Annotated in this window: 8 protein-coding genes and 1 pseudogene; 6 read left to right on the forward strand and 3 right to left on the reverse strand. The window is 54.6% G+C overall.

Features of this window, described 5'->3' with window-relative positions; genetic code table 11:
• Positions 1-712 precede the first annotated feature (712 nt).
• Positions 713-1,675, forward strand: a complete 963-nt coding sequence (locus GBC55_RS28805) for a bifunctional GNAT family N-acetyltransferase/nucleoside diphosphate kinase regulator (RefSeq protein ID WP_162441014.1) — start codon at positions 713-715, stop codon at positions 1,673-1,675.
• A 29-nt stretch (positions 1,676-1,704) separates the two neighbouring features.
• Here GBC55_RS28805 and GBC55_RS28810 read toward each other — a convergent pair whose 3' ends face one another.
• Entirely contained in the window at positions 1,705-2,064 is a 360-nt protein-coding gene (locus GBC55_RS28810) for a hypothetical protein (protein ID WP_247267055.1), read from the reverse strand.
• 80 nt (positions 2,065-2,144) lie between these two features.
• On the opposite strand from GBC55_RS28810, the gene GBC55_RS28815 reads away from it, so the two are divergent.
• Positions 2,145-3,599, forward strand: a complete 1,455-nt coding sequence (locus tag GBC55_RS28815) for a TrkH family potassium uptake protein (RefSeq protein WP_162441015.1) — start codon at positions 2,145-2,147, stop codon at positions 3,597-3,599.
• Positions 3,600-4,092: 493 nt separating this feature from the next.
• Here the strand turns inward: GBC55_RS28815 and GBC55_RS28820 are convergent, their stop codons facing one another.
• Entirely contained in the window at positions 4,093-5,067 is a 975-nt protein-coding gene (locus GBC55_RS28820; RefSeq protein ID WP_162441016.1) for a TerC family protein, read from the reverse strand.
• Positions 5,068-5,394: 327 nt separating this feature from the next.
• On the opposite strand from GBC55_RS28820, the gene GBC55_RS28825 reads away from it, so the two are divergent.
• Positions 5,395-6,297, forward strand: coding sequence for a universal stress protein (locus GBC55_RS28825; RefSeq protein ID WP_162441017.1), 903 nt, complete (start codon positions 5,395-5,397; stop codon positions 6,295-6,297).
• A 59-nt stretch (positions 6,298-6,356) separates the two neighbouring features.
• Positions 6,357-6,548: pseudogene (locus GBC55_RS28830) on the forward strand (transposase domain-containing protein); the annotation flags it as partial.
• 579 nt (positions 6,549-7,127) lie between these two features.
• Here the strand turns inward: GBC55_RS28830 and GBC55_RS28835 are convergent.
• Complete coding sequence (locus GBC55_RS28835; protein ID WP_162441018.1) at positions 7,128-9,065, reverse strand: LTA synthase family protein; 1,938 nt, start codon at positions 9,063-9,065, stop codon at positions 7,128-7,130.
• 340 nt (positions 9,066-9,405) lie between these two features.
• On the opposite strand from GBC55_RS28835, the gene GBC55_RS28840 reads away from it, so the two are divergent.
• Positions 9,406-10,419: an iron ABC transporter substrate-binding protein gene (locus GBC55_RS28840; protein ID WP_162441019.1), complete on the forward strand. Its 1,014-nt coding sequence runs from the start codon at positions 9,406-9,408 to the stop codon at positions 10,417-10,419.
• A gap of 21 nt (positions 10,420-10,440) precedes the next feature.
• Positions 10,441-11,254: ABC transporter permease subunit (locus tag GBC55_RS28845; protein ID WP_247267056.1), on the forward strand; the 814-nt coding region annotated here is incomplete at its 3' end.

Genomic DNA, 11,254 nt, shown 5'->3' on the forward strand with positions numbered 1-11,254 from the left:
GCCTGGCGGCCTCGGCCGCAGGCGCGCCCTCCTTGCAACCACCCAGCGCGAACACGCCAGTTACCGCCACAGCGACCAGGGTTAATCGCTTGCCATACATCGCGTACCTCCTTGTGATTTTCAGGACAGACCTGGGTTTGAGGTCTTATCCGGCTTGTCACAAGGGGAAGGTCAAGCGGTAAGGAGATGCGGACGTGGGGGTGTGAGGCTTGGGTGTGGTTACGGGTTGGTGAGGGGCTGGATGAAGGTTTGGTTACTGCGGGTGGCGGTCACTCGTGATGCCCTAGCCAAAATCAAATTGCCCCCATCCGCCACAGAGAGCGGCGCCTACTCTCACCACTTATTGGAAAGGTAAAGCATGAGGAAACCAACGCCGGTAGCGACGAGCCCTTTACATATCTCATACCCGGATCCGTCGCCTGCAACGAACAGGTATATTTTCGAGATCAAAAGCATTAGTGCGAAGAACAGCACGATAATTGATATCCAACGCTGAGCCCGGTACCTGTTTTTTTCGCTGCCATACCAAAACATATCAATCCTCCCTGAAGTCACACACCTAACGATACAGTGTGCCGCACATCCGCACTTTCCTTACCATCTGCTGGTCGCTCTTTGGTGTCCGGCAAAACGGTGGTTTCCTCGAACTCTCCAGGCTGTTCGGCATTGCTCGCGTTATGTCTTAAAATAGCCGGTTGGCGAAAGAACCCTCATGGCCATAGCCATGACAGGCTTTCATCCTTTACAAATATGTGTGGTGAAGATGAACAAGCCTTTCATTTCGCTGTGCCCTGAAATTACTCGGGCGCACGCGCTGACGCTGATGGATTGGTTGGAGGATGAGCGCGTCACCTGCTACCTGAGCGATTCGCGTCATGTCTCGCGCTCCATCGAGCAAGCCATCGATCGGACTCAATTGCCGATCCTGACCCATCTATTCAACCGGGGCGGCCGATTCTTCATGGCCTATGACCGGCATGACGCCCCGGTGGGCTTTGTCCGTCTCATCAAGACCGGCTCAAATTGCGAGATAGTCCTGGTCATCGGAGACAGCGACAAATGGGGCCGAAACCTTGGCGCGCGCACGATCCGCGAAGGCATGAAACTGGCCTTCCTCGACATGCGGGCCGAGAAGCTTATCGCCAAGATCCACCCGGACAACGCGCGCTCGCTCAAAGCCTTTCTGCGCAGCGGCTTTGTGCTTGAAAGCGAAACGCCGACATTGAAGTCATTTTCCATGACGGCGGGGCGCTATCTCCAGTCCTTGCGCGAAGGTGCCGTTGGCGACTCCACCAGGATCTACATCACTGAAATCGACAAGGCCAAGCTCGAGAGTCTGATCGCGCTCGAGCAAGGCCCGGCGGTTGTTGAACTCGAACATGAGCTTGAGCGAGCCATTGTCGTCAAGGCGCAGCAGGTGGCGTGCAATGTCGTCACGATGAACTCCAGGGCCTTGCTGCAGCTGGACGACGAGGAGATCGAAGTGGCCTTGGTCTACCCCGAAGACGCGGACAGCAATGCCGGCAAGCATTCCGTGTGTTCCGACATCGGTGCTGCCATCCTGGGCTATCAGGAGGGGGACGCTATCGACTGGCGAGTTTCTGATCGGACCCGACGGATTGAGATCAGGAAAGTGCTTTACCAGCCAGAGGCTGCAGGCGATTTCCACCTATAACGGTCCTTTAGCTCAGTGCTCGTCGATCCTCACGTTCGACTGCCGAAAGCTTTTGAAACTTTCACTTGCGCAGTTCTGAAAATCCCGATGATTGCCTCCATGCGATCAGCGGGATTTTTTTTGCCTGAACAATCATGTTTTACGACAGCACTCCACCAGCCAAGCGGAACTGCTTGATCAATAGCGACTGCGCGGATGGAGCCGGCCGGCACTTTGTCGCTGTATTTCGCAGCGAACGCCTCGGCCTTGTCAGCGCGGGTTTTCTCGTCCTGGCCGGCCTCCGCTCGAACACAAGCAATACAAGACTCAAGCTTCGCCAGGTCTACGCCTATTGCACTAGCTCCAGGCAATTTCAAACCCTTAGCTACGCAGCTTGACTGAACGCCCATGGAACTTTTACGCAAAATTTACGGGGGCCTGAAGTGAGGCATCCGATACTGTCCGGCGCTAATCTGGAACGCTACTTTTTATGTCCCTCGCAGCCATTCGGCTTATCGGCTTCATCCTCGGCATTTTTCTGATCACGCTGGCCGTAAGCATGGCTATTCCCATGATCACGCTGGTGGCCTACGAGCGTAACGACGATCTGTCGGCCTTTCTCTGGTCGAGTTTGATTACCATCATTTGTGGCCTGCTGTTGATCGCACGGGGGCGTCCGGATACTGGCCAGCTTCGCCCGAGGGATATGTACCTGCTGACGACTGCCAGTTGGGTCGTTGTGTGCACCTTCGCAGCGTTGCCAATGGTGTTCATCCGCGATATCAGCTACACCGACGCATTTTTTGAAACGATGTCTGGCATTACAACCACTGGCTCGACTGTACTCACCGGTCTCGATAGCTCATCTCCCGGTTTGTTGATATGGCGTTCCATGCTGCATTGGTTGGGAGGCATCGGTTTTATCGGCATGGCGGTGGCGATCCTCCCACTGTTGCGAGTCGGTGGCATGCGTCTGTTCCAGACAGAGTCCTCAGACTGGTCGGAAAAAGTGACACCGCGTTCCCATATGGCAGCCACGTACATCCTTGTGCTCTATCTGGGTCTTACCGTCATCGGAACTCTGGCGCTCTGGGTCGCTGGAATGACGCCGTTTGAAGCGGTCAACCACGCGATGTCGTTGATTTCTACCGGTGGATTCTCCACTTCGGACTCCTCACTGGGGCATTGGACGCAACCCGCGGTGCATTGGGTGGCAGTTGCCATCATGGTTCTGGGCAGCCTCCCGTTCACCTTGTACGTCGCGACATTGCGGGGAAATCGGCGTGCGCTGATTAAGGATCACCAGGTACGCGGATTTATTGGATTCTTGATCGTCACATCGCTGGCTGTGGGGACCTGGCTGTGTTTTCACAGCGATTACGGATGGTGGGATGCGTTTCGTATCGTGGCAGTCAACGTAACCTCGGTCGTCACGACCACCGGAATTGCGGTTGGCGACTATACGTTATGGGGCAGCTTCGCCGTCATGCTCTTTTTCTATCTGACCTTCGTCGGGGGATGTTCAGGCTCGACGGCAGGTGGTCTTAAAATCTTCCGTTTTCAGGTTGCTGCCGCTCTACTGGTCAGTAGTCTGAAGCAGTTGATCCATCCTCGAGCCGTGATTCAGAAGAAGTACAACGGTCATCCCATCGACGAGGAGATCTTGCGCTCACTTCTGACCTTCTCGTTCTTCTTCACCGTCACTATTGCCGTCATCGCCTTGGGCTTGGCTGTCATTGGGCTTGACTGGATGACAGCGTTGAGCGGTGCCGCTACTGCGGTGTGCAACGTCGGGCCGGGGCTTGGCACGATCATTGGGCCGGCAGGTAATTTTTCATCATTACCCGATGCCGCTAAATGGCTGCTGACCGTTGGAATGCTTCTAGGGAGACTTGAAATCCTGACTGTGTTGGTACTCGTAACTCCAGTTTTTTGGAGATATTGAGCTTTACGGTTTTTGAGATTTATCACCTACTCCATTGCGATCTGAGGCCTGTTGATTCGCAGAGCCTCTCCAACAAATGTCACCCTTTTTTGCAACGCAAACGCCAGACGCTGTCTTAACAGCGGGGTCGGCCAAGGGCAAGGGGGGCAGACCGGACTAATGGCGCGACGACGGTGTACCTGTCACGCGGGCCGTTCAGATGTATCAATACCCTGCCGAGCAAAACGCAGTACTCATTTGCAAATTCACTCTCAGTCGTCAATTTTGAGCGATTCGATGTCTTGAGTCGATTGGATAGGTGCGTTACGAATAGGCCCACTCCGCATTAAATTGTTGATGCTGGTACGTTTTTTGAACAAAGCTGCTGATTTCAGGTAACCCTCAGACGGTTTGTGAAGGTACGCGTAAGACCATCGATTACCAAGTATTCGGGTAGGTCATTGTTTTCGATAGCGTGGGTCAAAACCGCATCGGCGCCAACAACTCTGATTCTTCATTGCTCTCCCGTAACCCGGGTTTTGTTCTTCGTCAAAGACAGGCTCAACAGGACCGAAACCAGGATGATGCCGCCGACTGTGATCAGCGACCATTGGATCGGCACGTGCCACCACGGCGCGACCAGCATCTTGCCGCCGATGAACACCAGTACGATGGCCAGGCCATATTTGAGCAAGTGAAAGCGGTCGGCCATGTCGGCAAGCAGAAAATACAGTGCGCGCAGGCCCATGATGGCGAAGATGTTAGAGGTGAACACGATGAAGGGGTCGGTGGTGACGGCGAAGATCGCCGGGATGCTATCCACCGCGAACACCAGGTCGCTGGCCTCGATCAGTACCAGCACCAGGAACATCGGCGTCGCCCAGCGCAGGCCGTTCTGGCGCACGAAGAAGCGCTCGCCGTGAAAGGCGTCGGTGATTCGAATATGGCTACGCAGCCAGCGCAGCAAAGGGTTCTTTTCGAGGTCTGGCTGCTGGTTGGCGAAGATCAGCATCTTGATGCCGGTGATGACGAGGAAAGCACCAAAGACATAGAGCAGCCAGGCAAACTCCTGCACCAGCCAGACACCGGCGAAAATCATACCGGCACGCATGACGATGGCGCCGAGCACGCCATAGAGCAGGACACGGCGCTGCAACTCTGGCGGCACGGCGAAGTAGCCGAAGATCATCACGAAAACGAACATGTTGTCGATCGACAGCGACTGCTCGATCAGGTAGCCCGTCAGGAATTCGAGCGTTGTACGCTGGGCCACTTCGGCGCCGAACATGCTGCGCAGATACCACCAGAGCAGGACAGCGAAGACCAACGCCAAACTGATCCAGGCGATGACCCAAACCAGCGCCTCCCGGACCGAAACACGATGCGCCTTGCGTCCGCCGAAGACGAACAGATCGAGCGCCAGCATGGTAAGGACGAACACAATGAAGGCGGCCCACATCCAGGGTTGGCCGACGCTGATGGCGGTCATTTACTGTCTCCGCATGAAGCAGAAATAGGCTGAAGGAGTCATGCTAGCGAGCCTTTTACATCAACAAAAATCGTTTATTCGTTGCCAATAGTTCGGTTTTTACGAAGTATTGATTCAGGTGCGCAACTACCGGCAGTTGCATGGCTTCCGGTGCGACGCCAGGCGAGGAGCATGGCGCGCGCCGGTCTGAAAACTGAAAAGCCGGTAATGCTGGCGTATATTGATAGTGTCGATCCAGGTAGTTAGGCGATAAGAGATCGCCAACGGTGGGACAAGTGAGAGTGCTGGGGGCGCTAGCGGATAACCCAGAACGTTTGGAGGTGCCACATGAGGCAGTATCAACGACTCTTTCTGATCGCAGGTCCAACCATGCGTCACTCGCCGGCAATGGAGCGGGCAATCGCGCTGGCCGATGCCACAGGCGCGGCGCTGCATATCGCGGTGTTCATCGAAGACTTCGACCTTATGCGGTTAATGAGCAACAGTGAACAACTTCGTGAGAGTTGCCGGCAGGAGAACCTGCAGTGGTTGACGGATGAGGCCGAACTCATGCGCAGGAAGGGCATCAATGTGACCACCGAAGTTGCATTGACCCGTGACCCGCTGCAAGAGATCCTTGGGCATGTGGCTGAAATGCAGCCGGACATGATCATCAAGGACGTACATCATGAATCAGCGCTCAAACGCGTATTCGTTACCCCTTTGGATTGGCAGTTGTTGCGTGAATGTCCGACCCCCATACATCTGGTCAGCGAAGTCCGGTGTCCGCTTCCTCGGGTGATTGTGGCGGCGGTTGATCCATCACATCCAGAGGGTCAGATCAGCGGAATCTACGACAGCGTTATCCAGGCGGCGAACGAATTGGCGACGCAATGTGAGGCTGAATTGCACATGCTGTATGCCTATGAACTGACACACACACATTTCTCTGATGCAGGTGCTGGCGCCGTGACGATTCCAGGTTTCAGCAACGACGTGCGCCGGTCACTTGAAAAGTGCTTCATTGCCTTGGCTGAACGCCACGGCGTGCCGCCTGAGCGACAACACTTCATTGCAGGACCGCCAACCAAAGCAATAGTCGACTTTGCGACTCATACTCGAGCGGATGTCTTCGTAATGGGAAATACCCATCACCAAGGGGTGGGCAAGCTGGTTGGCAGTACAACGGAGCATGTTCTGCATCAGGTGCCTTGCAGCGTTTTGGCCATCAAGGGACCAGCGAATCAGTGAACAAAATAAAGCAACTTCGCAGTCGGCTGTGGGTACTGATGTGGTTTTGACCGGAGCTGAACTGGCTGCTTGCTGGATCGCGGCGCAGCGGCAAGCGCGCGGCTGCGCTAATGAGTCTGATCCAGTCGGCCAAATTCAACGAGCATGATCCATACGAGTATCTGAAGGAGCTGCAACAGCTGACGACGCAGAGTATGCGCGCGATTGCTGAGCTACTGCCGCACAACCGGGAACTGTTCAGCAAGGTGTGATGGCTGACCGCTTACGCATATCTCCGAGTTCCAAGATATCTGTGGGAGTAAATGCTGGAGTATTTTTTAGACATGAAAAAGCCCAACCTTTTCAGATTGAGCTAAGTCATTTAATTATATGGTCGGGACGGAGTGATTCGAACACTCGACCCCTAGCACCCCATGCTGGGGACTGTATCGACGTAAACTATTGATTTATAACGGATACGCCCCGTTTCTAGGGTGGCAAAACATCCGCTTTTTTGTGCTTATGCAAACGGTAAGCCGTGGCCTGCAGCGGAGGTTTTGCGCAAGCTCACCTGCAGCTGGCGGGAATTTTGTCGACGTCCGCACCTCCTATTTGTAGGGCGCATTGCCCTGCTGTTTGGGGCGGCGCCAGACCGCTCACAAGATATATTTCTCACTTCACGCATGTCGGTCGCCGACTTATCGCCGAATTTTAGTAGCAAGCGATTGAGAGACTACGATTCAGGCCGGTACCGCTCGGGTCTGTAAACACAGCTAAGCAAATGTAGCACCCTTTTCCCACGTCAATACCCCACGTCTATAGACAAGCGCGGGGCGTGACAACGAGCAGGGCTAATGTTTCGGGGTGTTTTTACTATTGGACCAGTTCAACAAGCCGTGGGTGAAACCATAACTCGCGACCTGATAATACGTGACCGCACGCACGATGAGTGGGTCTTCGAGTTGAACAGTCACCTCTTGACTGGCGCCCAGCGCGTCATCGTGACGCCGCAACATTCCTCGAGGGCTTAGAATAGCCAGATCTTTACCATCAAACAGACCCAGATGCTGGTAATTACCTACCAAAACGCGGGGCGGCAAGGTGGTAGGTTGAAGCAGATCACGACCAAAAAATGTCGATTCGTAGTTGAGGTTCAACAGGCCGAGAAGAGTTGGAGCCAGGTCGATCTGACTCGCCAGCTGAGCGTCTTCGCGTGCAGGAACAAGCTTTGGCGCGTATATAAACAAAGGAATTTGGTAATTGCGAATCGGTAGATCTTCCTTGCCCGCACTGCCAGCGGTATGGTCCGCGACAAAGACGAAAATGGTGTCGTCGAACCAGGGTTTTTTTCGCGCGGCTTGAAGAAACTGGCCAATTGCATAGTCAGTGTATTTCACCGCGCCGTCACGGCCATCACCGGATGGAATATCGATCTTGCCTTCAGGGTAAGTGTAAGGACGATGATTGGAAGTGGTCATCAATTGCAGTAGGAAAGCTTTGCCGTTGGCGAAGTTTTCGTCTGCCAGCTTCAGCGTCTGTTGATAGAGGTCTTCGTCCGCCATACCCCAGGCATTTTTGAAATGGATATCAGCTTCATCAATACTGGACTGATCGACAACCCGATAGCCATTGCCGCCGAAGAACGCATTCATATTGTCGAAATAACCACGGCCTCCGTATACGAATACGCTGTCATAGCCTGCGTGATTGAGCTGTTGACCCAGGCTGGAAAAACCGCTTTCACGCCCTACCCGCTTGACAATAGAGCGCCCCGGCGTAGGAGGAATAGACAACGTAATGGCTTCCAGGCCGCGGTCGGTTCTGGTGCCCGTTGCATAAAAGTTGTTGAAGTACAGGCTCTCTTTGCGGAGCTGGTCGAGGTTGGGCGTCAGTTTTCCGGGGTTGCCGTTGCTGCCCATGTACTTGGCGCTGAAGCTTTCGATAGTCACCAGAATAATGTTATGGCGCTGGGTATTTTCGCCCTGGGTTACAGTACGGCGAACATCCAACGATTCTTTACCGATGAACTGTACATTGTCTTCCGCCAATTCTTTACGGATGTGCTGGCCAACTTCACTTTTCGGTAACGTTCCATAGAACTGAGCGTAGTCCAGTTCGTTATTGCGAAATGCGGCGAAAAACTGGTACGGACCATTGCTGGCGAGTTCATGTTGATAAGCATTGCCACCTTTCCCCCGAGGGGTGTCCTGGTCAACGGCCAACAGTACAACAGCACTCAAAGCCAATATTGCTGAAATACTAAGCAAGCGTTGGCGCCAGGAAGGCAACGGGGCAGCAATCACCCGTTGTAGAGGTTTGTGCAGAGCCATACAGATGACAACCGCGATTACCGCCAGGCCGCCAAGTAATTTGCCGATGGGGTAGGACTCCAGGATGTTGTTCAGCACCTCGTCGGAGTACACCAGATAGTCCACGGCGATAAAATTGAAGCGTACGCCGAATTCGTCCCAGAACAGAAATTCAGCCACCGAAGTAAACAACATGGCAAAGACGCTCAGCGTCAGCAGCCCCTGCAAAAACCACGAGTGCGCTCGTGAACGCCATAACGACGGCGGGCAAAGCAGCACATACAGGCTCATGGGCAAGGCTGCATATAGCAAAAAGCTCAGGTCGTATAAAAGGCCGATACCAAAAATCGACGCAAATGCAGTACCCGCTTCTGAAAGATAAGTGACGAGCAACACCAAGCGGGTGAGAGAAAAAATCACTAGCCACAGGCTGATGATCAATAGCAGGAAACGCAGGGGGGCTGAAGCAGGTAACCGCATGAGAAACTCCTTGTTGTACTCCCTCCTTGTTGAAATTTGTTGTGGCTATTGGCTGACAAGTCAATGCATGAGGACATTCATGTCTTCGAATGCAGAGAGCCGCCACTCATTTGGAGGGGAGATGACTCTATACTGGAAATCAGAAAAATTTCGTCAAAAACGGCGAAAGGTTACAAATCAAAGCTGATGCAAAGAAAGAGTGATTTATAACCGTTTTTTTGACGTTTTTTTCTCATTTTGCTCCCTACATTCTCCGCACTTCCAAACATGCAAATGATTCGCGTTGAATGCCAGCGAGTCCTCCGCGTGAATTCTAAAAAGAGCCAGGAGCTGCAACAGCATGATTTCCCCTATTCCATCATTCCTCAAAACTGCTTTGCTGGCCACCGCGCTGGTGGGCATTGGTCAAGTGCAAGCGGCAGAGACTGATGGCATTGTGGTCTACAATGCGCAACACGAAAGCCTGACCAAAGCTTGGATTGACGGTTTCACCAAGGAAACAGGGATCAAGGTCACGGTGCGCAATGGTGACGATACCGAAATGGGCAACCAGCTGGTGCAGGAAGGCGTGGCGTCGCCAGCTGATGTCTTCCTGACCGAGAACTCCCCGGCCATGGTCCTGGTAGACAACGCGGGGCTGTTCGCCCCGGTAGCTCCGGCTACTCTGGAGCAGGTCGGCGCAACGTACCGGCCGGCGCATGGCAAATGGGTGGGGATCGCGGCGCGATCTACCGTGTTTGTCTACAACCCGAGCAAACTGGCGCAAGCCCAATTGCCAGAATCCCTGATGGAGCTTGCCGATCCGAAATGGAAAGGTCGCTGGGCCACCTCGCCGGCCGGTGCGGACTTCCAGGCCATTGTCGCCGCTGTGCTGGAACTCAAGGGCGAAGCCGCCACCTTGGAGTGGCTCACAGCGATGAAAACGAACTCAACGGCTTACCGTGGCAACAGCGCGGTGCTCAAAGCGGTCAACGCCGGGCAAATCGACAGCGGCGTGATCTATCACTATTACAGCTTCGGCGATCAGGCCAAGACCGGCGAAAACAGTAAGAACACTGCCCTGCACTACTTCAAACACAAGGATCCGGGCGCATTTGTCAGCGTCTCGGGTGGCGGCGTATTAGCCTCCAGTAAACATCAGGAACAAGCCCAGGCGTTCCTGCAATGGATTACTGGTAAAGACGGTCAAGAGGTGCTCAAGACCGGTAAGTCGTTTGAATATGCGGTCGGAACAAATGCCGAATCCAACCCGAAACTGGTGCCCCTGCAGCAGCTCGACGCACCGACCGTCGACGCGTCGAAACTCAACAGCAAAAAAGCTGTGGAACTGATGACTCAGGCAGGGCTGCTTTAATTGAAACCTAAAGCACTACCGATGGCTCTCCCCACGGCGGTATCGCCAAATTTGCGCCGGCGCTCCCGGGGACTCTTCCTCGGGCGCGGGAACGGTTGGGTGGTCAGTCTGGCTGTACTGGTATCGCTGTTGGCGTTACTGCCGATTGGCTTCATCGTTGCAGTATCGTTTCAGACCGGATGGGCAACACTCGTACCGCTGATGTTCAGGCCGCGCGTTGGCGAGTTGTTGATCAACACGGTGCTGCTGGTGGTGATCACGATTCCCTTGTGCGTCACACTCGGTGTGGCACTGGCCTGGCTCACCGAGCGCACCGATTTGCCCGGACGACGCGGGTGGTCATTATTGGCGACTGCACCGCTGGCTGTACCTGCCTTCGTACACAGCTATGCGTGGGTCAGCCTGGTCCCGCCGATTCACGGGCTGCCTGGGGCAGTGCTGGTTTCTGTGATCGCCTACTTCCCGTTCCTGTACTTGCCGGTTGCCGCAACGCTTCGTCGACTCGATCCGGCCATCGAAGACGTTGCCGAATCGCTCGGTCTTAAACCCAGGGCGATATTTTTCCGGGTGGTGCTTCCACAGCTGCGCCTGGCCATCTGCGGCGGCGCCTTGTTAGTGGGCCTGCACCTGTTGGCCGAATATGGTTTGTACGCGATGATCCGCTTCGACACTTTCACCACGGCAATTTTCGATCAATTCAAGTCCACCTTCAACGGACCTGCCGCCAACCTGCTGGCCAGTGTGCTCGCGCTGTGTTGCCTGGTGATGTTGACCTCCGAATCCGCCGCTCGCGGCACGGCGCGTTATGCACGGGTCGGGGCGGGCAGCGCGCGCG

Source organism: Pseudomonas sp. TNT3 (assembly GCF_010095445.2).
Taxonomy (GTDB): Bacteria; Pseudomonadota; Gammaproteobacteria; order Pseudomonadales; family Pseudomonadaceae; genus Aquipseudomonas.